The sequence below is a fragment of the Bacillus testis genome, assembly GCF_001243895.1.
GTDB classification, from domain to species: domain Bacteria; phylum Bacillota; class Bacilli; order Bacillales; family DSM-1321; genus Bacillus_AD; species Bacillus_AD testis.
In genome coordinates, this window is the sequence record NZ_LN851186.1 from 775895 (window position 1) to 798362 (window position 22468).

Consider the following 22468-nt stretch of genomic DNA (forward strand, 5'->3'; position numbering starts at 1 on the left):
CGTACGTGTAATCTTATTCAAGGGTCTGTTTGCCGGAGTCTTTTGAAGGCTTGCACAGATGGTCGAGCCAAAAGCCAATTGCTGCCATGCAAACGATGGGAATCGAGTAGTTCATAATATGAAGGATGGTCAATTTCATTCCTCCTTAGGCTATTAGTTAGAACTCGATTGGTTCAATGGATGATCGGTGGAGATGAATGATAACCCTGCCGATCATAGTTTTACTTTATTATATTTTATTTTATGCCTATCTAAAAATACACATAATGTTCACATTATCCAGAATAAAAAGTTCGACATGACTGCTATTATTGTCGAATTAGCTCTGCCAGAAAGAAAAGGAGGATGAATGTTGAGCATTCATCCTCCTTTTTAATCCCATTCTAACTGAACGCCTACTTCAACACGGAAGTGAAGGGGGCATGGATCATTCACTGATAAAGTTTCACTCTATTGAAGCATGGCCTTTCTTTCTTTTTCCGTAGGAATAGGGCATGCTTTTTGCTGTGAATTGAATAGGTATCTATGTTCTGCGACAAAGCGGTATAGCCAATTCCGAATAGGTGAGGGAATGTATTTCCCTAAATAGAATATCTTCCATAAACCAGATAAATGAAGGCATATCTGGCATACGGCATCAGATTGGCAGTAGGCTTTGTGATCACTAATGAAAACAATACTGTCGTAATCATGGGGGATGCCGTATTGGTCCAGCAATTTTCCGCCTATTTCACTTTGCAGGGAAGCAAATCGGAAATAATCATTACGGTCTCTATGGAGGATGAATTGAACACTCCGATTGCAAATATGACAGTCGCCGTCAAATAAAACAATACCCTTATTCAATATGAAGCCTCCTCCCCGCCAAGAAAAAGGGCCTATACAACGCCCTTTGATGATTGGTTATATCTTTATTTTACCACGGACTAAAACACATAAACATATGTCTGCCTGGCATCAGGCAAGCTTGAAGCTGTCTATCGTTTCGGCTAATTCGTCCGATAGGTTGCTTAAGGAATGGGCAGACGCTGCCACTTCCTGCATGGCGGCATTCTGTTCTTCTGCCGAAGCGGCCACCGTCTGGGTAAGGGAGGATGTATTTTTGATCAGGTCCACCGTGGATTGAATCACATGGTCCATATCTTCAGTCCCTTTCTGTATTTCATCTATGGCTGATGTAATGCTAGAGACTTTTTGATACATATCCTGAGCCGATTCTGAGATTGCCAGTAAGGATGCCTGAGCGGTAGCGGCGAGATCCAAACCATCTATAATCGCGTGCCGTCCTTCTTCCATTGAACTGATGGACCCGCTAATGCCTTGTTGGATATCCGATATTAACAAACGGATCTGCTGGGCCGACTGATTGGATTGTTCCGCCAGTTTACGGACTTCATCCGCTACAACAGCAAATCCTCTGCCGTGTTCTCCTGCCCGTGCAGCTTCGATGGCTGCGTTTAAAGCCAGAAGATTTGTTTGTTCGGCGATATCGGTAATAATGTTGACGATGCTATTAATTTCTTTGGACTGTTCTCCCAAATGATAGATCATCTCGGCGGTACTTTTTGTCGTATCATTGATTTTATTGACCTGCTCCATCGTCTTATTCATCATGTTGCCTCCCGATTGGGCATCCTTCGCATTTTCGTTTGAAGCTGCCAGAACCGTATTAGACACATCGGCGATTTGGGTGATGTTATGCAGGACCGTGTTGCTTGTTTCTTCAAGGGTTTTTACGTAGTCGTTTTGAGAATCGCCGGCTGAAGCTACTTCCTGGATGGACTGGGCAATCGAGTCGGTGGCCCTGCTGGTTTCTTCCGAGCTGGCATTCAACTGTTCGGCAGCTGAAGCCACCTGTTCTGAATTGCTCTTAATGGTTAGGATCAGCTTGCCTAAGTTCTCTCTCATTTTCATATAACTGCTGGCCAATTGCCCGATTTCATCGCCTTTATCATCTATGATTTCGGTTGAAAAATCGCCGTTTCCTGCATTATCCAAGGCGATGGATATATGGTTAAGCCGTTTTTTTAGCGTATGTGTAAAAAACCACACGATTAAAAAGGATAACGCGATTAGAGCGAGGGATGAGATGCAAATGACAATGAATATCGAGCTAATCACATCGTCTACAAGCGTTTCTTTGGCGCTCACATGCCATAATCCGACAATCTGTGCCGAAGAGCTGCGGATTGGCAAAACGCCAGTTTCATATTGTTTCCCTCCGACCTTGATATTGCCGAAGAAGGTTTTCCCATTGTTCAACGTCTTTTCTTTTACTACGGGAACGGCTATTGAACCAGTCCCGGCCTTAGCGTTATTCTGGATGGTTGAAGCAACAGCTTTGTCGCCGGCATAAATGGATACTTCATCATTGGTCATGTCTCCCATCCGCTTGGCAATGGTATCCGTGACAAGAACGCTTCCTTTGTATAGCTTTCCATCCTCTTCTTTCCAATTTCCTGGATATTGCGAGTCAAACGCTTGGTAGCTCAACAGTAAGTCTGTCTTCACTTTTTCAAGCCCATTATGCCGGATGGCGCTATCCACTTTCCATATCACCAAGAAGCCAACGACAATTGCCAGAAAGAATAAAGCCGTGATAACGAGCATATTGAATTTGGACGTAATCTTTAAGTTATTGAATGCTTTCATACCTGTTTCCCCCGATTCTTTCTATAAAAATGCTGGAAAAGAAAAAAGCCTGTTTGCTCTAAACTTCTCTGGATTGATTTGTGTAAAGGTATGAAATAAGTCATACCTTATCTTTTGGTTTATCGGAGAAAAGAGGGAGAATTTGAAGAAGAAAGGCAAAAAAGATACATATTAATAGGCCATTGGATGTATGGGAGAAGAGTGTGGAAATGAAAGAAGCCGTATTGAAAATAGAGTATTTATCCTCTTTTTTCCTATGGCGATTGATATAAAGTTAATGATGCAAAATATGGTTGAACGGGGGAGCAAAAGTGAGACTGATCAGACTGCAAGAATATGAAACAGCGACCATGGAATTGGCCAGGCCTATTTATGATAAATACCATCGTGTGTTGTTGGCAGAGGGGCGGACGATCCATCCGGCATTTGTCCAAAAGCTACAGAAGCTGAATTTCCAATATGTATTCGTTGAAGATTCTATTTCCCAAGGCATTACAATGGAAGAGATGATTGACATGCCTACATGGATCGATTGCATTACACAGGTCCAGGATGCATTCGAAAAAGTGGGACGGGAGGGAGAATTGCCGCTGAGACAGCTCCTGCAAACAGCCAATCAATTGGTTGATGAAGTATATAGCCGCGGGGCGATTGTGCTGATTCCCGTCACGTTTTTAGCGGAGGAACTGCATGTCTATGCCCATAGTGTCAATGTGGCACTGCTATCTATTCAATTGGGAAAGAAGAAGAATTATAATCGCGTAAAGGCCGGGGATTTAGCGTTGGGCGCCTTAGTTCATGATCTGGGGAAAGTTCTTTCTAAAACGCCTGATGAACACCCGGAAGCGGGATTTCACTATTTGCGGGGCATTAAGGAAATTAGCCTCATGACTGCACATATGGCTTTCCAGCACCATGAGCACGAAGATGGGAGCGGTTACCCGCGGGGAGTGAAGGGCCCTTTTATTCATGAATTTGCACAGATATGCGGGATTGCTAATCTCTATGACCATTTGATTTCGGAGAATTATTACCCACCCCATATAGCGCTTGAGTTCATTATGACAAAAGCCGGCAGTTGGTTTTCGACAGAGCTGGTAAAGCTATTCGTCCAGGAGGTGCCGTTCTATCCGCCGGGCACTAAAGTGAAGCTGAATACAAAAGAAGAAGCGATTGTGACGAAAATCCACAAAAATATGCAGAGGCCCTATGTGCGCCTCATTCATAACAATATGGAACTCGCATTAGTCAATAATCCCTCTATCATTATAAGCAAGGTCATGGTGGAGCAGGAGAAGATTCTCAATACGTATTTGAAGGAACTTGGACATGAATAAAAAGGACGCCTGCTTTAGCATAAAGGCAGGCGTCCTTCTGTATATCAAGCAATTCTCTATTGATCTTTAAGCTTTCTTTAGGCTCCCCAATTCTGCCGCGATAGCTTCCATTTCACTCGGGCTGAATGTAGGTTTTTTCATGACCATTTCATAAAGCTCAAAAAGTTCTTCGTACATATTATGGTCGAAGTGGTCCGATTTAATGGCACCGATGTTCATCATGCGCAATTTTTCTTTGATTTTTTCCACCATATATTCGACATGCTCTGGTTTATTTTGTGTGAGATCCATTGTTTACTCCCTTTCTCCCTGGTTTCTTTCCCATGTTTCCATACTTGAATCTTCCTGTCAATATCTGTTGCTGTATCACAAAACATGTCCCGGACTCTTATCAAGGCAGAAGCGGGAAAAAAGCGCACCAGCAGATAAGGAATAAGAGTGGACACAAAAAAAAGTGGGTAAAAGAAAAAGAAATATACTAAGATAGAAGGAGAAAAAAGTATATATTGTATTGAAAGAATAAAAAGGATGTGTAGAAGATGGTGCATGTGTTGTTTGTATGTCTCGGGAATATCTGCAGGTCCCCCATGGCGGAAGCGATGTTTCGTGACTTAGTGAAAAGGGAAGGGTTGGATAGAAAGATTTCCATCGATTCAGCCGGCACAGGAGATTGGCATGTCGGACATCCGCCGCATTTAGGGACGCGCCAGCTTTTGGACCAAAGAGGGATCAGCTATGAAGGGATGCAAGCGAGACAATTATCGGTAGATGACTTTGAGAATTTCGATTACATAATCGGAATGGATGCAAGCAATATCAATAATATCCAAAGCATCGAACCAAAACAATCAAAAGCGCGTGTAATTCGGCTGCTTGACCTTGCTTCCGATCAATTAGTCAAAGACGTACCGGATCCCTATTATACAGGCAACTTTGACGAAGTGGCAGAATTAGTGGCATCCGGCTGCCAAGCACTGCTCGAGTTGATTAAGATGGAACATTCCTTATAAAGTGCAACTTTGATCAGCGGGTTTCCAGTCATCCTTAGCCAATCAGTAGATGCCATCCTGAATTCATACCTGTCGATTGATCTACCACATACACTTTTCGGCTTCACGGCATTTTTTGAACCCGGAACCCTGGCGAGAGTCAGAATGTGATGAAAGTGGAACTTGAAAAGGAGAAGAAAAAATAAATAGAAAGAGGGAATCTAACATGACTGATTTACGGAATTCATACAATGAAAGAAAGAAGAGTAAACTATGGAAAGGGATTTTATTTGGCGCGCTGGCTGGAGCTGCTGTCACTATGCTGGACAAGCATACACGGGAAACAATGATGGAAAGCTGCAAGAATGGCTATCGGACAACAAAAGATTTTGTTCAAAATCCAGATCGCTTGTTGGAAGACCTAAAGGAAACATCAAATAAAATCCGTTCGTCCATCGAAAGCATTTCTGACGATGTCTCTTTCATTTCCGGCAAAGTAGAGGAATTCAAAGAGGTTACACCACAGGTTGTGAATGCAGTCAAAGAAACAAAGGATGCAATTGTTGAAAATCATAGTGAATCAAATAAAGAACCTGTATCCTAATACAATCTCCAAGTGAGGTGCTGTCTGTTCTATGGAACTCGTGAACCAAATTATAATAGTAATCCGTGCAATGTTATTGCGTATGAAAGATCATGATGTTTCGGGAATGGCAGCCTCGCTTGCTTTTTTCTTTCTTTTGTCACTTTTTCCTTTGTTGATTGTAGTGGCGACACTGCTGCCATACCTGCCTATTACTGAAAGTGATATCATCAGCTACTTATCTGCCTATATACCTGAAGACTCATTGAAGCTGATTGAAGGCCCTATCACCAATTTCATGCAGGGCAGCGGCAAGCTATTGTCTCTAGGAATAGTCGGCACGCTTTGGTCTTCCTCGAATGCGATGAATGGAATGCTGAAGGCATTTAACAAAGCATATGATATCCATGATAACCGTACATATATTATTATGAGGGCAATCGCACTGGTCCTCACAGTCGCAATGCTCTTTGTTTTTATTGTCGCTCTGTTGCTTCCGGTTTTCGGCAAGCAAATCGGCTTATTTTTCTTCGATCTATTAGGATATGATAAGCAATTCTTACATATGTGGGATGCGATCAGGTGGCTGCTCAGCATCCTGATTCTTTTTCTTGTATTTTCAATCGTGTATTGGGTATTCCCAGTCGTTAAGATGAAGGACAGGGAAGTATTCTGGGGAGCTATCTTTGCTACAGTAGGTTGGAGTGTAGTATCATTGGGCTTTTCTTTTTACGTGAATAATTTCTCCCATTACTCGACTACCTATGGAAGCATCGGAGGGATTATTGTTCTCATGCTCTGGTTTTATTTGTTGGCGTATATCATTGTTCTTGGCGCAGAACTGAACGCTATGAAACGTGAATGCTAAAAAGGAGGGAAGCTGAATTAGCTTTCCTCCTTTTATTGGTCAATTTTTCAGTAGCCGCAATCCATTCAGGATAACCAATATGGTGCTTCCTTCATGGCCGATTACACCGAGCGGCAAATCGACAAATTGAAGGAAATTGGATGCGATCAGGCAAGCAATCACAGCGATGGAAAAAATGACGTTCTCTTTGATGATCCTGTTCATTTTCTTGGACAGGGCTATGGCTTCCGCAATCCGCGGCAGATTGTTCTTCATAAGAACTACGTCTGCCGTTTCCAGTGCCACATCTGTGCCTTCTCCCATCGCGATGCCTACCGTCGCTGTTGCCAGTGCCGGCGCATCGTTAATGCCATCCCCGACCATGGCGACTGTTGTATAGCGCTCTTTCAATTCTTTTATCTTTTCTACTTTTTTTTCTGGCAGGCATTCAGCCACATACTCATCGATATTGATTTCCTCAGCAATGGCAGATGCTGTTTTTAGGCTGTCGCCTGTCAGCATGACCGTGTGGACTCCTAATGATTTAAGTGTACTGATTGCTTGTTTGGTTTCATCACGGACCACATCTTTCAGCGCAATGACACCGGCAATGCCATGTTCATCACGTGCAAATGTGACTGTATTTCCTTCACCGGCCAAAGTAAGGGCAATCCCATCCATAAACCGGTGGGCATCCTCTTTGTCCACAAAACTAGCTTTGCCAACCTTCCAGCGTTGGCCAGCAATCGTGGCTTGGACTCCCCATCCGCTTACATCTTCTGTATCTTCTGGTTTTACGAGCGGAAGCGCTATATGCTCCAGGCTGTAGCGGACAATCGCTTGGGCAAGCGGATGATTGGAATACTTCTCGATGGAAGCGACAGTATGGAGGAATTGTTCCTCCGTTAAATCTTCACGGAAGTAAACATGTGTCACTTCCGGTTTCCCCTTAGTCAGTGTACCCGTTTTATCCAAAGCGATCGCTTGGAGGTTCCCTAAATTTTCAAGATGCACGCCGCCTTTGAATAACGTCCCATGGCGTGCGCCATTAGAGATCGCCGCCAGAGTGGCCGGCATGATAGAAGCGACTAATGCACACGGGCTGGCGACAACCAGTAAGATCATCGCACGGTAAAATGTTTCTGTCCAAGACCATCCTAAGAGAAAATGTGGGAGGAACATCATCAATGCAACAGCAGCCAATACGGCTTTAACGTAAGTCCCTTCAAATTTTTCAATGAATTGCTGCGACGGCGATTTTTCACTTTGTGCCGATTGGACAAGGGTGATGATTTTTTGGAATAACGTTTCATCGCTTGGCTTCAGCATTTCAAGCGTGATGGTCCCCCGCAGATTGACGGTGCCGGCGAATACTTCATCGTTTACTTTTTTAGAGACAGGTATGGATTCACCGGTGATGGCCGCTTGGTTAATATGTGTGTTGCCATCAATGATGATTCCGTCGGTAGGGATGCTTTCGCCTGCCTTGACCAGGATGTGGTCGCCGACGGCCAATTCGGAAATATGGACCTTCACTTCCTCGCCGTTTGGCATGATTTTCACAGCTTCTTCCGGTTGAAGGTTCATTAGAGCGGAAATTTCTTTGCGGCTTTTGTTCATCGCATAGGTTTCAAGCGCACCGCTTACAGCAAAAATGAAAATAAGTACGGCACCTTCCGTCCAATAGCCGATGATTGCCGAGCCTATGGCTGCAAGCACCATCAGCATTTCGACATTCAATTCCTTATTTTTCATCGTATCTTCGATGCCTTGTTTGGCCTTTGCAAAACCGCCGATAAGGAAAGAAGCAATATATAAAGCAATGGATAATGATTGGTGGTCATACTTGGACACCAGCCAAGCAAGAGCGATCAGAATCCCGCAAATACCTGCGGCGATCAATTCAACAAATGGTTTTATCTTTTCCATCCAAGGCCGGGCTTCTATCTCTTCCAGTTTTTGCGTCAGCTGCTTTGGTTGTGCATTCATTCGTTATGCCTCCTTAGTAGTATCTAATTGAGAAAGATATTCATAATCAATACCCTGATAAAACACGAAAGCTGCCACCTTTGGTGACAGCAAACCTTGATAATAATGGAATGAACGCATGAATGCGTCATAGTTAATCCTGAATATTGATTATTTGTTATATTAAAATATTTCTAATTATATCGTATCATTTCTATGTGCAAAAATGAATGAAAATAGGAGCCTATGCTGCACTTTTTTGTGAACGATGTTGTTTTTGCCGGAACATAGCCAGTGCACCGCATATAAAGATCAGCATAATGGTGAACATGAAGAAAAAGGAACCGCCGGAGAAATGCTTGATGACATTTCCGCCAATGAACGGGCCAATCATGCTCCCAAAACTGAAAAAGACGCTGCACATTATATTTCCGGCAGGCAGTAAATCGGCTGACAAAAGATCCGCCATATAGCTAATGCCCAGCGAATAGGTGGATCCGACAATCATGCCGGCAGTGAGGAAGCACAGTGAAAGTCCAAGAATCGATTCCTGTACGTTACCGGCGATAAAGAAAATGAAAGCACCGCCCAACATAATAGCCATCAATAATTTTCTCCGGCCGAAACGGTCACTCAGCACGCCAAGCGGAATCTGGAAAATAATGCTTCCGATTGCAAAAGCGGGCAAGAGCAAAGAAACGGCATCAATATCCAATCCTCTTCGTAAGGCATACACGGGGAAATTTCCGTTCAGCGATGCTTCGAGGAACCCATAGCCGAGTGGCGGCAGAAAGGCAACCCAGGCATAGGCAAAAACCTGTTTGAAGCGGCCGAATGTCCCCATTATAGAAGTCGTTTGGATCAGTTGTTCCGGTTTTTCATTCTTTAAAAGAAAAATGGCCAGCCAGGCAATCAGTGTCACGCCTGAAGAAAGAATGAAAGGCAGCGCTTCATTATATTGGACCAAGCCAGCAAGCAATGGGCCAACTGCAAATCCAAGGCTGAAAAACAATCCGTAGATGGCGATATTGCGGCCGCGTTTATGCAAGGGTGAAAAAGAAGTGATCCATGTCTGCGTGGAGAAATGGAGCATATTATCCCCGATGCCTATGATTAAACGCAAGATGAACCAGAACCAAAATGATTTCCAAACAGGAAACAGGGCAAATGCAATGACAACCGTGCCTGCACCTGCGATTAACAGGGGCCGGTAGCCGAAGCGGCGCAAGGGAGCTTCCATGAGAGGAGATGCCAACAAGATGCCGATGTACAAGCCTGAAGCATTCAAGCCGTTCAACGATGAATCGACGCCATCGTTTTCGAAAATAATAGCAATCAACGGCATCAGCATCCCTTGCGACAAACCGGAAATGGCGACAATGCAAACAAGAATCCAAAAGCGTAATTGTAAATGTTTCATCTATGTATTGTCCTTTATAAGTGTGTCTTACTATCTATGTTAACTGGCGGTGAGGATATTCTGCAAGGAAGAAGAGGGGAAAAAGCGGATGGTAGTCAAAATAAAATGAAGATTCCGCATATCAAGCTTTGCAGAATCTTCATTATGTGTTTTTATTTACATGATCAAGCATATGGCAATCCGACATTTAGTATTGATACTGATCGTACTGGCTACTCTCTGGGAAACAACCTGATTGAACGATTGGGCTCGTATAATACTTGTTGGAATATTCACCGCTTTCCTTATATGGATTTTTTAAAAACGAATGGAGTAAGTATGGGCTGCTGTAAGTCTTATACGCATTCCTCCTTGAAAGCAAGTATGCATTTCGATGCCTGAACATTTAACCTCCTTTAATGGGATTAAGGTTATTATAAACCTGTGATTGATAATTGTAAATAATCAAAATATTACAAATTAATGACAGGAAAGTTGTTTGTTTAAATAGACATTACAAGGGTCCCCACTAAAGGAGAATGTGAAAATCGCTCTGGATCCTTGCTTTCTCTTTTAAGATCAAATCAAAAATCCCCATTATTTTAGCGGAAGCAGTAGATTAAGAAAAACATGGATAACAGATCATATGCATAGAAAGAAAAATGGAAGTGAAACCTATGGTTATTCCAAGAAGTTTATATAGAAGGAGCAACCATCATGAAAAAAATACTTGCAACTTTCAGTTTGATTCTGTGGCTGGGTGTTGTACCAGTATCCAGTTCAGCAGCCGGCAATCCAAAGGCAATGAACCGGGACAGTATAAAGATACCGACTACCGTGCTGCAAATCGCAAAAGAAAACACATATCCAAACCCGACTCAGGACTTGCCATATTTACAGCCCAGCGAGCTGGCAAAATCATTGATTTCTTCTTCTAATGTAAGTATTGAAAATCCGGAGCTTATTAGAATTTTAAATGAGACATCCATCAGCAAGGCCCCATTTGCCTTGGGATACCGTGCAACGATTTACCTTGGCCACTGGGCGCTGTTGTATCAATCGGCTGAAACATCCCCTAACTGGGAATATCAAAAAATCAACACTAATTTCCATGACAACAGAGGTTCCGAGACGATCTATCCGATGCATTATGTTCAGGAAGTACAAAAAACGGTCCGCGGAGGGCTGACCGCGAAAGTTCCTCAAGCAGAAGATGTTCAGAAAATGATGCTTATAAAAGCGGCAAAGAAGACAAAACTGCCGCTTTCATTCGATACAATCATAGGGGCAGGCACTAAGAATGAACGCATTTATAATGTTCCGCCTAAAAACCTGGGCTATCTTTATACCTATGCAAGCGCCATTAATGAGAAGGGGAAGGTTACCTATGGCGAAGTGTATTTGGTTCTGAAAGGAAACAAAAAGTCATTGGTGGTGAAGAATGTGACTTCGCAAGGAATTGGCGCATGGATTCCTGTCCAAGACCATTTGTCATTTGGCTTTTACGCCACCAATCGTCCGAGATAAACGAAAAAGCGGGTTGATCCTAAGATGATCAACCCGCTTTTTTAGGGCGTTGCTAAGATTCCCTCTCATTAAAACGACATTCGGGCTGCAAGGATAGAATGGGAACATACCGAAAAGCATCAGATATCTTCATTGCGAATATCCAGCAAATGCAAATTGAGTCCAGCTGGGTTCGAATCCCTCTGTCAGGGGTATACTTCAATAAGGGCACTACATATAAGCATCGGCTCGCCGCCTGTGATTCTGAGCGCTTTTAAGTCAGGGACTTCATCAAACCGATCGATCGGCAGTGCCGGGAGCATCTTTTGAAGATAAGGTATAGCCGACTGGCGCCTATTGCAAAGTGTTATGGTCGTGAATTCAATAAGTGTCCGTTTTTGTATGGAGCGTATTTAAGGGATGATACTGTATCTTTTTTATGTCCTAAATAGATGGAATATCACATTTCCGTTGAATTTCTATTCTTTTTGTAAGAGAATGAATGGGTATACTGCAATACGAGTAGGGTACGCAGGAGTGAAAGGAGCATAGCTCATGGGAAAACCAATAATGAATAAAGATGATCAAATGAACTTTCTGAAACAACGATTAACGATGTTCATTGAAGTATTAGATACGATTGATCCAGAGGATGCCAACCTTGAAGACGTAGACCGTCTGATTGAAATCCTTGATGAATTGGAATTGAAATGCGAGCAATTCAAAACACGTTAAAGAAGCAGGCCCACACAATAGTTGGGGCCTGTTTTTTCAATTTGGCTAATCGCTTTTTGCAGGCGGCTGGAGCTCTGCTAATCGTGTAAACGCTATCTTTTAAACTTTTCCAAATTATGTTCAAGGAGTATAATATATGGGTGATTAATCCAATTTGGCTGTAAAGGCCAAATAGATTGAAGAGGATCGGCCATACACGAGGGGGAAACGGGATGAACATGGAAAAACTTCAAGAAAGCATGTATCAACTGATTGTAGAAACAAGCACCAATTTACCGAAAGATGTGCGGCGTGCTCTGCAAAAAGCGAAGCAAAAAGAAATCGCCGGCACCCGTTCAGCAATGAGCTTGGCGACCATTTCTGAAAATATCCAGATGGCGGATGAAGCCATTTCTCCGATTTGCCAGGATACGGGACTTCCGACTTTTAAAATTAAAACTCCGATTGGCGTGAACCAGCTGGAGATCAAGGAAGCCATTTATAAAGCGATCGTACAGGCGACAAAGGACGGCAAACTCCGCCCGAACGCAGTTGATTCATTAACAGGGGAAAATAGCGGCGACAATCTTGGGGCAGGTGTGCCTGTCATTAAATTCGAACAATGGGAAAAAGACTATATCGATGCCCGCTTGATCTTAAAAGGCGGCGGCTGTGAAAATAAGAACATTCAATACAGCTTGCCTTGCGAGCTTGAAGGCCTTGGCAGAGCAGGACGGGATCTCGATGGAATCCGCAAATGCATCATGCACTCCGTTTATCAGGCGCAAGGGCAAGGCTGCAGTGCCGGCTTCATTGGAGTAGGGATAGGCGGAGACCGCTCATCCGGCTACGACCTGGCTAAGGCACAATTATTCCGCAGCTCCGAAGATGTGAATGAAAATGAAGATTTGCGCAAATTAGAAGAATACGTGATGGAGCATGCCAATGAACTAGGTATCGGAACAATGGGCTTCGGTGGAGAGACGACATTATTGGGCTGTAAAATCGGTGTTATGCACCGTATTCCGGCCAGCTTCTTCGTATCTGTTGCCTATAACTGTTGGGCTTTCCGCCGTCTTGGAATCAAGATGGATGCACAAACAGGCGAAATCAGCGAATGGCTATACCAGGAAGGGGAAAAAATCAATCTGGTTGAGGAAGCAGAAAAGCAAACGGCTGCTGCGGCGGAAGAGGCACCAGCAGAAATCATCCTGAAAGCCCCGATCTCAGAAGAACAAATCCGTTCTCTCAAGGTGGGAGATGTCGTAAAAATTGATGGAATGATGTACACAGGAAGAGATGCCATCCACAAATATTTAAGCGACCATGATGCGCCGGTCGATTTGAACGGCCAAATCATCTACCATTGCGGCCCTGTCATGCTGAAAGATGATAAAGGCGAATGGCATGTAAAAGCGGCCGGCCCGACAACCAGCATCCGCGAAGAGCCATACCAAGGCGATATCATGAAAAAATTTGGCATCCGCGCTGTAATCGGCAAAGGAGGCATGGGCGCCAAAACCCTGCAAGCCCTTGGAGAGCATGGCGGTGTCTATCTGAATGCCATTGGCGGAGCAGCCCAATACTATGCCGACTGCATCAAGAAAGTAGAAGGCGTAGACTTAATGAATTTCGGCATACCTGAAGCCATGTGGCATTTGCAGGTGGAAGGATTCAAGGCAGTGGTAACGATGGATTCCCACGGAAACAGCCTGCATAAAGACATCGACCAGTCTTCATTGGAAAGATTGTCTGCATTTAAAGAACGTGTATTTTAAATAGTTGCACTGAAAGCTGCGCCGTACTGGTGCAGCTTTTTTTGCTTTTTTACCAGTTTGCGTCGCTAAACGTGCCCTTCCGCTTTTCTTGATCCAGCTGCAGGGCACAGCGACTAGCAAACTTCGCGTTTCTCTCTTCAATAAGTCAACATCGGCTCGTACCTTCGCCGTGTTTCCTTCATTTTGAGAGAAACACTCCAGTTTGTACGTCGCTAAACGTGCCCTTCCGCTTTTCATTGTCTAGCTGCAGTGACCAGGGACTAGCAAACTTCGCCCTTTTCTCTACGATAAGTCAACATCAGCTCTCTACGTTCGCTGTGTATCCTTTATCTCAAGAAAAGGGCTCCAGTTTGTACGTCCCTAAACGGTCACTTCCGCTTTTCATTATTTACCTATTATGTTTTCGAGTTGTTTTCGGATAATAAGGAGTAATGAATGAAAGAAGGGGATTTGTTATGAAAAAAGTTGTGTTGATTCTATTTTCACTCTTTTGCAGTCTTTGCTTTAGCATGACGGCTTATGCGGAGTTTTCTAATAAACCTTATGGCTGGGGCATTGTCAAAAGCCGTAATGGCATACCGGCAGATGCAGGGGAAGAGCTTAACCGCATCGTGCAGAAGCATGGCGCTTTCTATAAGGGAGATGCTAAAGAGAAGGTGCTTTATCTAACTTTCGATAATGGCTATGAAAATGGCTACACCGCAAAAATTCTCGATGTCCTGAAGAAACAGAATGTACCCGCTATCTTCTTTGTGACAGGTCATTATCTGGAGACGGCACCGGACCTCGCCAAACGCATGGTGGAAGAGGGCCATTTAATCGGCAACCATTCCTGGCATCACCCGGACATGACGACTCTCTCTCAAACGAAGATGTTGGAAGAATTAAGCTCTGTCCAGAAAAAGACGCAGGAATTGACGGGGCAAAAATCAATGATGTATCTTCGGCCGCCGCGGGGCATTTTCAGTGAAAAGACACTGAACATCACCAATAAGGCCGGATATATAAATGTTTTCTGGTCACTGGCCTATAAAGATTGGGATGTCAAAAACCAGAAGGGCGCTTCCTATGCCTACCAGCAAATCACCAGCCAGGTCCATCCGGGGGCCATCATGCTGATCCATTCCATTTCCAAAGACAATGCAGAGGCATTGGACGCTGTCATCACAGATCTTAAAAAGAAAGGCTATGCCTTCAAAAGCCTCGATTATTTAGTGATGAAGCGTGAAGTGAAAAGCGGCATCATGTAGAAAATCTTCTCAGGAAGGTTTTCTTTTTTTATGTGCCAAAAAGGAGTGTTGGATATGGCATAATATAGAAAAAGGGGTGCGGATATGAAGAAAACAAAAATGATACCAAGCATGCAGATTGCTTATGTCGAAAACGAGTGTCCCAATTCCCAAAGCATTCTTTTTCTGCACGCTCTGGGAGAAGAGAAAGAATCATATGAAGAAATGTTGTCGTTTTTCACCGATTGCCGTTGTATTGCTTTCGACTGGCCAGGCCATGGCGAATCAGGCAGATCCGAAAGATGGACGCTTGACGCCTTCACGGAAGTCCTGAAGGATGTTATGGATTATCTGAATGTAGATAAGGCTTGGATTGTTGCCAGCTCTTTTTCGGCATGGGTTGCACAGACATTTACGGCAAAATATCCGGAAAGAGTGGCAGGGCTGATTCTATTGGATGGCGGTTATTATGACCCGAGTCCCTATCATCTTCTTCAAATCCCATTCCATACCCCACCTGTTTTTCCTGATCTCCAAAGCCTCCGCCAAAATGCCGTGGAATATGCAGCTCGTATCGAACGGCTGGGTGTACATGTATCTGAACAGGTGAAAGCTTTTATCATCAGAACACGTATGCACCTGTACCGTTATTTGGCGGAAGAGAATGCATTCATCCCTAAAACCGATCAGAATGCCATGGCGGCTCTTGGCGAAGAAATCAACTGCGGCCGCTTTTTATTTCACCATCATCACGATATCCCTACATTGCTGCTGTTAGCCGATCTTCAAGAAACGCCAGCTGGGGCGGCATCTCTGCTTCAACACATGCGGCTGGAAGCCAAGAAAGAAAGCAGAATGGACGTAAAAGAAATACCGAATAGCTACTATTTATTGATGCTGACCAATCCTGAGGAAACCAGTGCTTTGATCAGGGCGTATCTAGAAGAACACAGACGGCTATGATTGCTGAATTCAAACGTGATATAATACATAAAAGATTCCGAGGGGGGAACGTATGTATGTGGAAAGAGACGCTTATAGTGGAAGGACCGTATTATTTTGAAGGAGTTTTGGACCGGTTATTGCTGGACCCGCTTCAGGCAGTCGATCTATCCCAGAGAACAATCAAGGTTCCGCTTTTTTTATCCACAGGTCCCCACGTGATTACCGTCCAGGCATGCGGTTCCACTGAAGACCCATCCTTTCTGCTCTCGGGCAATCAAGAGGAAAGCAGACTGGAAGCTATACAAAGGATAGAAGAAATATTCGGTTGGCGTTCCTCTCTGAAGGGCATCAATGAGCATTTCCGGCAAACGGCTCTTAAACCATTATTTGACGCCCATCATGGAACAGCGTTAGTATTAGATTTTGATTACTTCGGCAATCTAACGAAGAGCATTATCCATCAGCAGCTGAACCTCAAGTTCGCCTATGTATTGACAACCCGCTTTGTGCAAAGCTTTGGCTTTCAAAAGGACGGGGCCTGGTTTTATCCGCGCCCTGAAACAGTTGCAGCCTTGACGGTCGAGCAATTGCGGGAGCTTCAATTCAGCGGCAGGAAAGCTGAGTATATCATCGGCCTTGCCAATGAAATAGTGGAAGGCCGCTTGGAATTGGAGCCTTTGAAAGACGCCAGTGACGAAGAAGTAATCGCTGCTTTAACAAAAGTGAGAGGCATCGGCAAATGGACAGCGGAAAGCTTCCTATTATTTGCCCTTGGCCGTTCCAATATATTTCCAAAGGCCGATATCGGCATTCAAAATGCTCTCAAGCAAATCATGCAGTTGGAGCAAAAGCCAACCATGGAAGAAATGGCTGGCTTCATGCAGGCTTATGAGCCTTATTCAAGTTACGCTGCTCTCTATTTATGGAGAAGCATAGAAAAACGGAGTGAAAAAATAAAATGAACAAGCAACAAGAAATAGCGCTGAAATTGGGACAGACCTTTCCGCTGACTATAAAACGCTTAGGCATAAACGGTGAAGGTGTCGGTTATTTCAAGCGTGGGGTTGTCTTTGTGCCTGGAGCACTTCCGGGAGAAGAAATCGTCGCAGAAGCAACTAAGGTGCATCCAAAATTTGCTGAAGCGAAAGTAAAGAAGATACGGAAAGCATCTCCGCACCGAGTGAAACCGCCTTGCCCTGTATACGACGTATGCGGCGGCTGCCAAATCCAGCATTTGGCCTACAGCCAACAGCTGAAGGAAAAGCGCGATATCGTCAAACAAGCATTTGAACGCTATATGCGTAACACAGCGGATCAACTGGACATTAGAGAAACAATCGGGATGGAAGATCCATGGAACTACCGCAATAAAAGCCAATTTCAGGTTGGGGTCAAAGAAGGCAAAGTGATCGCCGGCCTATACGGGGCTAACTCGCACCGCCTCATTGACATCCCAGAATGCATTGTGCAGCATCCCGCTTGCAATGAAATCACAGAGACAGTCAAAAAAGCACTGCAAAAGCTCGGTATTCCGATTTACAACGAGAAAAAGAAAACAGGCATCGTCCGGACAATCATCGTCCGCGCTGGCTTTGCGACAGGGGAAGCGCAAGTTGTCATCGTAACAGCCAAGAAAGAACTGCCGAAAAAAGAGCAGCTGATCGAAATGGTGATGAGCAAACATCCGGAAGTGAAATCATTCGTCCAGAATATCAACAACTCGGATACGTCACTGATTTTCGGCGAAAAAACCCTTCCTTTAGCAGGAGCGAATGTGATCAAGGAAACGCTGGGGGATTTATCGTACGAGCTGTCGGCCCGAACATTCTTCCAATTGAATCCAATCCAGACCGTGAAGCTGTACGACGAAGCGAAAAAAGCAGCCGCACTGACAGGAAAAGAAAACGTCGTCGATGCTTATTGTGGAGTGGGGACAATCGGCTTATGGCTGTCCGATGACGCCAAAGAAGTGCGCGGAATGGATGTCATTAAGGAATCCATCCGAGATGCAAAGGAAAATGCCAGCCGCCACGGCAAAACCAACGTGAAATACGTAGCCGGCAAAGCCGAAAATGTATTGCCAAGCTGGGTCAAAGAAGGATGGAAGCCAGACGTCATCGTCGTCGACCCGCCAAGAAGCGGCTGCGACCAAGCATTATTGCAGACCATCTTGCGTGTCAAACCAAAGCGCATTGTCTATGTATCATGCAATCCATCTACATTGGCGAAGGACATTCAGCAACTGGGCAAGCAGTATAAGGTGGAGTATATCCAGCCGGTTGATATGTTTCCGCAGACGGCGCACGTTGAGTGTGTTGCACAACTTATATTGAAATAAGGCAGTTAGCCCTCATTTGGGGCTCTGCCTTTTTATGTTTCCCATGTATTGAATTCGGATGTGCCATCACTTTTACAAATGATGATCTCGACCAGTGAGTGAAGGAATTGGGGAGTAAGTTCTGATTTAAAAGATCCTTCAATTATTTGCTCAAATCAATAGAGTAACTATCCTCTGTGCATTCCTTCAGGCTTTCATCGAGCTGAATTCGCTTCGCTTTTGCATCTTCGATTTTTCTGTCATTCAACATCTTGAATTCATTTAAATCTTTTTTCGTGATCAAATCCTCCGTATAGAGATTTACATATTCAAGTTTCTTGTTCTGCAGCTGATTGATGCTTTTTATAAAAAAAGAGCCTCGTCTAAATCTCTAGCTAGAGACAGCATCTTTTTCATAACTTTGCGTAAGTATTGTCAATATTCAGTCTATAGAGCTTTTCAATCTTGACCCTGATTTTTGTGCAAATATCCTTGCGAAATTAGGGACTTTTTATATGGAATTTAATTAGAAAAAAATTCATGTTCAGCATATGTGACTAGCACATAGATGAATTCATCGGTTTATTTTCTAGGAAAGGAATTAGCTTATCTTAATTTTATATAAGAAGCCCTTCTATGCTTACACCGGTAATCAAGTGGTTATTTATATGGGGAAAAAGTGCAACTTTTTAGAGGTCCTTATTTCATAGTAATTTTAATGCGATAAATATAATAAAATTTAATTTTACATCAGAATAAAATGATTTGTCAATAATACATTTGTAAATTTATTGAAAAAATGTTATGATAATCTTACAATTGTTTTTTTGATCGTATTTCAAATTCCGCTGGACTTTTTTGCAGATCGAATTTGGATACGTTTTTTTTATATCTTTATTTAAAACGAAGAAAAAAATGCAAACAGTTGTGTGAGCTTTAAGTTGGTTGAATATAATTGCCTATATTCTGTTTATTGGTAACATAGTTTTTATTTTACAAGGAGGACTTGAATAATGAATCTAATCAATAAGAAAGTTACACACAAGCGTTTCGGCATAGGTAGTATAGTTAAGCATAATGATACAAGTATTGAAATACATTTTGCATCGGAAAATAAAATGTTTGTTTTTCCTGATGTATTTGGAAAATACCTAAAACTATATGATAAAAGTGATGCTAAGTCACTTGAACTAATTATAAAAAAAAAGGAAAATGAACGAAAAGAAGAAGAATTGAAAAAGGAAGAGGAAAAAAAGCTACAACGAAAGCAACAGCATCTTCGCTTAGAACACAAAAAACTTATGAAAAATCATAAACTTCATCCTGAATCACAAATGGTTTTTTGGTGTGACACAGAAGAACAAGATAGTTCTATTTCAGAGTGGAAGGTTTTTTCAGGTGCAATAAAAAGTGGTACTAACAAGGGGAAGCCGAACAAGCCGGTCCGCTTGCATCAAAATAGCGCTGTCCTGTTAACAGCAATCGATTCCAACGTGCCTGAAAAAGACAGACGTATCTTAGGTGTGTATATGGTGAATGAAGACTTTGTCGGTAAGCTTTGTGAAGACGGATATATTCCTGCTCATTCAAAATACAGACTCCAACTTTCAGAAAAGGAATCGGATCAGTCGGTTTTCTGGGAATATTATGTAAATAAAAAATCCCCAGAAAAAGTGACATGGAATACAGGTAAATACCGTTATTTTGATAATGCATGGATGGCTCAAATTTTGCTTGTTATAATATCGTTGAAAAGTGATCCAAATGAACGAGAGTTGGCACAACAATTTTTCAAACATTTTTGTAAAATGAATCAGATAACAGATCAAGAGCTGCCAAAGCCTAATGGCGCAATAATACGTAATAAGACGTTAGCCTAATGATTAGTTGAAGACGAATAAGAAAAATAGGATTTATTTCACTAAAATACAAAACGAGCATATATAAGAACCCACCAGCACCCCATGTGTTGCCGCATACGGTCCATACACGTGGAATGTGTGGCGCAGATCGTTTTGAAATGTAACTAACCACTAACAAAAAAATCCAACCTAATTCATAATAAACATTTCTGATTGCTCCTTCGAGCGAGAAAAAAGATTTCGTAAAAAAGCATGAGAAAGACAGGGCGATCCCATAAGAGATAGCCCTGTCTTTTTTTGAAACTCGGAAATCGTTATTTTAACTTGATAAAAATGTGACAAAAGCGTGAAAAACGAGCGAGAAAAAGAGGAATAAGTGAAAAGTTTAGGGAGGTTTTCTTGTAACAGCGAACGAACTGCTTATGAAGAAGGTTCTTCCATGTTAATCTCTCTATTCACTTGAAGTGAGAAAATGCGTATAATAATGAATATTAAAAGAGAGAAATGGAGTACATCAAATGGTTCAATCAATCAATACAAAAGTCGATTTAGTTATTGATGCAACCTCGCATTTAGGGCTTACGGATTACGGGAAAATCATGATTGGAGACAAAGGATTTGAATTCTTCAATAATCGCGATCCTCGTAAATTTATTCAAATTCCTTGGGAAGAAGTTGATTATGTGATTGCTTCTATCATGTTCAAAGGGAAATGGATTCCACGTTATGCTATTCAAACTAAGAAAAATGGGACATATACATTTTCCTCTAAAGATTCAAAAAAAGTTTTGCGAACCATTCGTGAATACGTTGATCCAGATCATATGGTTCAGTCATTAAGTTTCTTAGATGTGGTCAAACGTGGCGTGAAAAGTACATTTAAAAAGTGATATGCTCGTAAAAAGACAGGTTGGAAACTTGTCTTTTTTTGTTGAAAAAAATTTGAAATTGTGAAATTTAAAAGTGTTATCTTTCAACTATGCACAAAGTTTGCACACAACTTCTATGATATTATGAAAAAAGTAGTGATATATGGAAATATATGTTTTTGAAAGCGGATTATACGCGTGCTATAATCACTGTGAAAATTGGTTGAAGTTTTAGAAAAGAAGGTCTAATTAACCATCATCTTTATTTTTTTACCTATTACTTATTCGAGCAGGCATGAGTAAGAAGTATGGATTGATGAGAAGAATGGGCATTTATATCTGTATCTTCATTTTATCGCCTTTTTATTTATGCTTTTTATCGGTTATGTAATCGGTTACGGATGGTTAGAAAACACATCTATTAAACTAGGCGTGTTTGTTCGATTGTAACAATATTCAAGGAGGTAAAAAGATGGTAGGGATTATCATTGCTAGTCACGGCGAATTTGCTAATGGTATCTTGCAATCTGGAGAGATGATCTTTGGAGCACAAGAAAATGTTAAAGCTGTTACATTAATGCCTAGCGAAGGACCTGATGATGTAAAGGCAAAAATGAAAGAAGCAATCGCATCTTTCGATAACCAAGATGAAGTATTATTCTTAGTCGATCTTTGGGGTGGTACTCCTTTCAACCAAGCCAATAGCTTGTTTGAAGAACACAAGGACAAGTGGGCAATCGTTGCTGGCATGAACTTGCCAATGTTGATTGAAGCTTTTGCATCACGTTTTTCAATGAACACAGCGCATGAAATTGCTGCACAAATCCTCGGTGCTGCTAAAGAAGGAGTCAAAGTAAGACCTGAAGAATTAGAACCAGCAGAAACTGCTGCACCGGCTGGCCAACAATCAGCAGCAGCAGGTGCCCCAGGTAAATTTGAATATGTTTTAGCGCGCATCGACTCTCGTTTACTTCACGGTCAAGTAGCGACTGCTTGGACAAAAGCTACACATCCTACTCGTATCATTGTTGTATCTGATGCAGTAGCAAAGGATGATCTTCGTAAGAAATTAATTCAACAGGCTGCACCACCAGGAGTAAAGGCGCACGTTGTTCCTATACATAAAATGATTGAACTTGCAAAAGACGATCAACACTTCGGCGGCCAACGCGCACTACTTCTTTTTGAAAACCCGCAAGATGTCCTAAGAGCGGTTGAAGGCGGCGTTCCATTGGATACGATCAATGTTGGTTCTATGGCACACTCACCTGGTAAAGTTCAACCAAATAAGGTTTTGGCATTCAACCAAGATGATGTTGAAACTTTTGCAAAATTAAAAGAACAAGGTTTGAAATTCGATGTCCGTAAAGTTCCGAATGATTCAAAAGGAAACATGGACGAAATTATTAAGAAGGCTCAAGAAGAGTTGAATAAACAAAAATAATCAGCTGTATAAAAAGGGAGGATGAATCA

At 42.6% G+C, this 22468-nt stretch carries 22 protein-coding genes and 2 pseudogenes; 15 read left to right on the forward strand and 9 right to left on the reverse strand.

The window, feature by feature from the left end; genetic code table 11:
- Window positions 1-13 precede the first annotated feature (13 nt).
- From BN1765_RS20555 to BN1765_RS20715, 4 genes and pseudogenes are all read right to left on the reverse strand, one after another.
- Window positions 14-139, reverse strand: coding sequence for a hypothetical protein (locus BN1765_RS20555; RefSeq protein WP_261797551.1), 126 nt, complete (start codon window positions 137-139; stop codon window positions 14-16).
- A gap of 311 nt (window positions 140-450) precedes the next feature.
- A complete protein-coding gene (locus tag BN1765_RS19435) occupies window positions 451-846 on the reverse strand; it encodes a thiol-disulfide oxidoreductase DCC family protein (protein ID WP_075050777.1) in 396 nt (131 codons plus the stop codon).
- A gap of 111 nt (window positions 847-957) precedes the next feature.
- Complete coding sequence (locus tag BN1765_RS20710; RefSeq protein ID WP_390621189.1) at window positions 958-1914, reverse strand: methyl-accepting chemotaxis protein; 957 nt, start codon at window positions 1912-1914, stop codon at window positions 958-960.
- Window positions 1906-2652 (reverse strand): annotated as a pseudogene (locus tag BN1765_RS20715) (cache domain-containing protein); the annotation flags it as partial. The gene BN1765_RS20710 and the pseudogene BN1765_RS20715, both read right to left, overlap by 9 nt.
- A 311-nt stretch (window positions 2653-2963) precedes the next feature.
- On the opposite strand from BN1765_RS20715, the gene BN1765_RS04330 reads away from it, so the two are divergent.
- Window positions 2964-3989 carry an HD-GYP domain-containing protein gene (locus BN1765_RS04330; protein WP_050614009.1) on the forward strand — a complete coding sequence of 342 codons (1026 nt, stop codon included), beginning with the start codon at window positions 2964-2966 and terminating at the stop codon, window positions 3987-3989.
- A gap of 66 nt (window positions 3990-4055) precedes the next feature.
- Here BN1765_RS04330 and BN1765_RS04335 read toward each other — a convergent pair whose 3' ends face one another.
- On the reverse strand, window positions 4056-4280 hold the full coding sequence (locus BN1765_RS04335) for a DUF1128 domain-containing protein (RefSeq protein ID WP_050614010.1): 225 nt from the start codon (window positions 4278-4280) through the stop codon (window positions 4056-4058).
- 248 nt (window positions 4281-4528) lie between these two features.
- On the opposite strand from BN1765_RS04335, the gene BN1765_RS04340 reads away from it, so the two are divergent.
- From BN1765_RS04340 to BN1765_RS04350, 3 genes are all read left to right on the forward strand, one after another.
- A complete protein-coding gene (locus BN1765_RS04340) occupies window positions 4529-4999 on the forward strand; it encodes a low molecular weight protein-tyrosine-phosphatase (protein WP_050614011.1) in 471 nt (156 codons plus the stop codon).
- A 205-nt stretch (window positions 5000-5204) separates the two neighbouring features.
- On the forward strand, window positions 5205-5582 hold the full coding sequence (locus BN1765_RS04345) for a YtxH domain-containing protein (RefSeq protein WP_050614012.1): 378 nt from the start codon (window positions 5205-5207) through the stop codon (window positions 5580-5582).
- Between the two features lie 31 nt (window positions 5583-5613).
- The gene (locus BN1765_RS04350; RefSeq protein ID WP_050614013.1) at window positions 5614-6429 is read left to right on the forward strand and encodes a YihY/virulence factor BrkB family protein; all 816 of its coding nucleotides are present in this window, start codon (window positions 5614-5616) and stop codon (window positions 6427-6429) included.
- 39 nt (window positions 6430-6468) lie between these two features.
- Here BN1765_RS04350 and BN1765_RS04355 read toward each other — a convergent pair whose 3' ends face one another.
- Both BN1765_RS04355 and BN1765_RS04360 read right to left on the reverse strand, forming a co-directional pair.
- A complete protein-coding gene (locus BN1765_RS04355) occupies window positions 6469-8397 on the reverse strand; it encodes a heavy metal translocating P-type ATPase (protein WP_050614014.1) in 1929 nt (642 codons plus the stop codon).
- Between the two features lie 223 nt (window positions 8398-8620).
- Entirely contained in the window at window positions 8621-9796 is a 1176-nt protein-coding gene (locus BN1765_RS04360) for an MFS transporter (protein ID WP_050614015.1), read from the reverse strand.
- A 36-nt stretch (window positions 9797-9832) separates the two neighbouring features.
- On the opposite strand from BN1765_RS04360, the gene BN1765_RS04365 reads away from it, so the two are divergent.
- Both BN1765_RS04365 and BN1765_RS04370 read left to right on the forward strand, forming a co-directional pair.
- Complete coding sequence (locus BN1765_RS04365; RefSeq protein ID WP_050614016.1) at window positions 9833-10177, forward strand: hypothetical protein; 345 nt, start codon at window positions 9833-9835, stop codon at window positions 10175-10177.
- A 402-nt stretch (window positions 10178-10579) separates the two neighbouring features.
- The gene (locus BN1765_RS04370; protein ID WP_230199563.1) at window positions 10580-11302 is read left to right on the forward strand and encodes a YfkD famly protein; all 723 of its coding nucleotides are present in this window, start codon (window positions 10580-10582) and stop codon (window positions 11300-11302) included.
- 157 nt (window positions 11303-11459) lie between these two features.
- Here BN1765_RS04370 and BN1765_RS20360 read toward each other — a convergent pair.
- A pseudogene (locus BN1765_RS20360) lies at window positions 11460-11679 on the reverse strand (radical SAM/CxCxxxxC motif protein YfkAB); the annotation flags it as partial.
- Between the two features lie 157 nt (window positions 11680-11836).
- Between BN1765_RS20360 and BN1765_RS04375 the strand changes: the two are divergent.
- The 6 genes from BN1765_RS04375 (at window position 11837) to rlmD (ending at window position 18285) form a co-directional block, all read left to right on the forward strand.
- Entirely contained in the window at window positions 11837-12016 is a 180-nt protein-coding gene (locus BN1765_RS04375; protein ID WP_050614018.1) for an SE1561 family protein, read from the forward strand.
- A 212-nt stretch (window positions 12017-12228) separates the two neighbouring features.
- Window positions 12229-13773, forward strand: a complete 1545-nt coding sequence (locus BN1765_RS04380) for a fumarate hydratase (protein WP_050614019.1) — start codon at window positions 12229-12231, stop codon at window positions 13771-13773.
- Between the two features lie 455 nt (window positions 13774-14228).
- Complete coding sequence (gene pdaA, locus BN1765_RS04385; protein ID WP_050614020.1) at window positions 14229-15023, forward strand: delta-lactam-biosynthetic de-N-acetylase; 795 nt, start codon at window positions 14229-14231, stop codon at window positions 15021-15023.
- An 84-nt stretch (window positions 15024-15107) separates the two neighbouring features.
- Window positions 15108-15965: an alpha/beta fold hydrolase gene (locus BN1765_RS04390; protein WP_050614021.1), complete on the forward strand. Its 858-nt coding sequence runs from the start codon at window positions 15108-15110 to the stop codon at window positions 15963-15965.
- A 56-nt stretch (window positions 15966-16021) separates the two neighbouring features.
- On the forward strand, window positions 16022-16909 hold the full coding sequence (locus BN1765_RS04395; RefSeq protein WP_050614022.1) for a DNA-3-methyladenine glycosylase family protein: 888 nt from the start codon (window positions 16022-16024) through the stop codon (window positions 16907-16909).
- The gene (rlmD, locus tag BN1765_RS04400) at window positions 16906-18285 is read left to right on the forward strand and encodes a 23S rRNA (uracil(1939)-C(5))-methyltransferase RlmD (protein ID WP_050614023.1); all 1380 of its coding nucleotides are present in this window, start codon (window positions 16906-16908) and stop codon (window positions 18283-18285) included. Before BN1765_RS04395 ends, rlmD begins: the two co-directional genes overlap by 4 nt.
- Window positions 18286-18427: 142 nt before the next feature.
- Here the strand turns inward: rlmD and BN1765_RS19955 are convergent, their stop codons facing one another.
- Window positions 18428-18568: a hypothetical protein gene (locus BN1765_RS19955; RefSeq protein ID WP_154666076.1), complete on the reverse strand. Its 141-nt coding sequence runs from the start codon at window positions 18566-18568 to the stop codon at window positions 18428-18430.
- A 709-nt stretch (window positions 18569-19277) separates the two neighbouring features.
- Here BN1765_RS19955 and BN1765_RS04405 point away from each other — a divergent pair.
- The 3 genes from BN1765_RS04405 (at window position 19278) to BN1765_RS04415 (ending at window position 22439) form a co-directional block, all read left to right on the forward strand.
- A complete protein-coding gene (locus BN1765_RS04405; protein WP_050614024.1) occupies window positions 19278-20144 on the forward strand; it encodes a hypothetical protein in 867 nt (288 codons plus the stop codon).
- Window positions 20145-20644: 500 nt separating this feature from the next.
- Window positions 20645-21016, forward strand: a complete 372-nt coding sequence (locus BN1765_RS04410; protein WP_050614025.1) for a DUF956 family protein — start codon at window positions 20645-20647, stop codon at window positions 21014-21016.
- A 451-nt stretch (window positions 21017-21467) separates the two neighbouring features.
- Window positions 21468-22439 carry a mannose/fructose/sorbose PTS transporter subunit IIA gene (locus BN1765_RS04415; RefSeq protein WP_050614026.1) on the forward strand — a complete coding sequence of 324 codons (972 nt, stop codon included), beginning with the start codon at window positions 21468-21470 and terminating at the stop codon, window positions 22437-22439.
- Window positions 22440-22468 lie beyond the last annotated feature (29 nt).

Coding starts and splice junctions, on each gene's coding strand:
- BN1765_RS20555 (WP_261797551.1), bottom strand. CDS start 139: ATGAAATTGACCATCCTTCATATTATGAACTACTCGATTCCCATCGTT.
- BN1765_RS20710 (WP_390621189.1), bottom strand. CDS start 1,914: ATGAAAATGAGAGAGAACTTAGGCAAGCTGATCCTAACCATTAAGAGC.
- BN1765_RS04335 (WP_050614010.1), bottom strand. CDS start 4,280: ATGGATCTCACACAAAATAAACCAGAGCATGTCGAATATATGGTGGAA.
- BN1765_RS04340 (WP_050614011.1), top strand. CDS start 4,529: ATGGTGCATGTGTTGTTTGTATGTCTCGGGAATATCTGCAGGTCCCCC.
- BN1765_RS04345 (WP_050614012.1), top strand. CDS start 5,205: ATGACTGATTTACGGAATTCATACAATGAAAGAAAGAAGAGTAAACTA.
- BN1765_RS04350 (WP_050614013.1), top strand. CDS start 5,614: ATGGAACTCGTGAACCAAATTATAATAGTAATCCGTGCAATGTTATTG.
- BN1765_RS04355 (WP_050614014.1), bottom strand. CDS start 8,397: ATGAATGCACAACCAAAGCAGCTGACGCAAAAACTGGAAGAGATAGAA.
- BN1765_RS04360 (WP_050614015.1), bottom strand. CDS start 9,796: ATGAAACATTTACAATTACGCTTTTGGATTCTTGTTTGCATTGTCGCC.
- BN1765_RS04365 (WP_050614016.1), top strand. CDS start 9,833: ATGTTAACTGGCGGTGAGGATATTCTGCAAGGAAGAAGAGGGGAAAAA.
- BN1765_RS04370 (WP_230199563.1), top strand. CDS start 10,580: ATGAACCGGGACAGTATAAAGATACCGACTACCGTGCTGCAAATCGCA.
- BN1765_RS04375 (WP_050614018.1), top strand. CDS start 11,837: ATGGGAAAACCAATAATGAATAAAGATGATCAAATGAACTTTCTGAAA.
- BN1765_RS04380 (WP_050614019.1), top strand. CDS start 12,229: ATGAACATGGAAAAACTTCAAGAAAGCATGTATCAACTGATTGTAGAA.
- pdaA (WP_050614020.1), top strand. CDS start 14,229: ATGAAAAAAGTTGTGTTGATTCTATTTTCACTCTTTTGCAGTCTTTGC.
- BN1765_RS04390 (WP_050614021.1), top strand. CDS start 15,108: ATGAAGAAAACAAAAATGATACCAAGCATGCAGATTGCTTATGTCGAA.
- BN1765_RS04395 (WP_050614022.1), top strand. CDS start 16,022: ATGTGGAAAGAGACGCTTATAGTGGAAGGACCGTATTATTTTGAAGGA.
- rlmD (WP_050614023.1), top strand. CDS start 16,906: ATGAACAAGCAACAAGAAATAGCGCTGAAATTGGGACAGACCTTTCCG.
- BN1765_RS04405 (WP_050614024.1), top strand. CDS start 19,278: ATGAATCTAATCAATAAGAAAGTTACACACAAGCGTTTCGGCATAGGT.
- BN1765_RS04410 (WP_050614025.1), top strand. CDS start 20,645: ATGGTTCAATCAATCAATACAAAAGTCGATTTAGTTATTGATGCAACC.
- BN1765_RS04415 (WP_050614026.1), top strand. CDS start 21,468: ATGGTAGGGATTATCATTGCTAGTCACGGCGAATTTGCTAATGGTATC.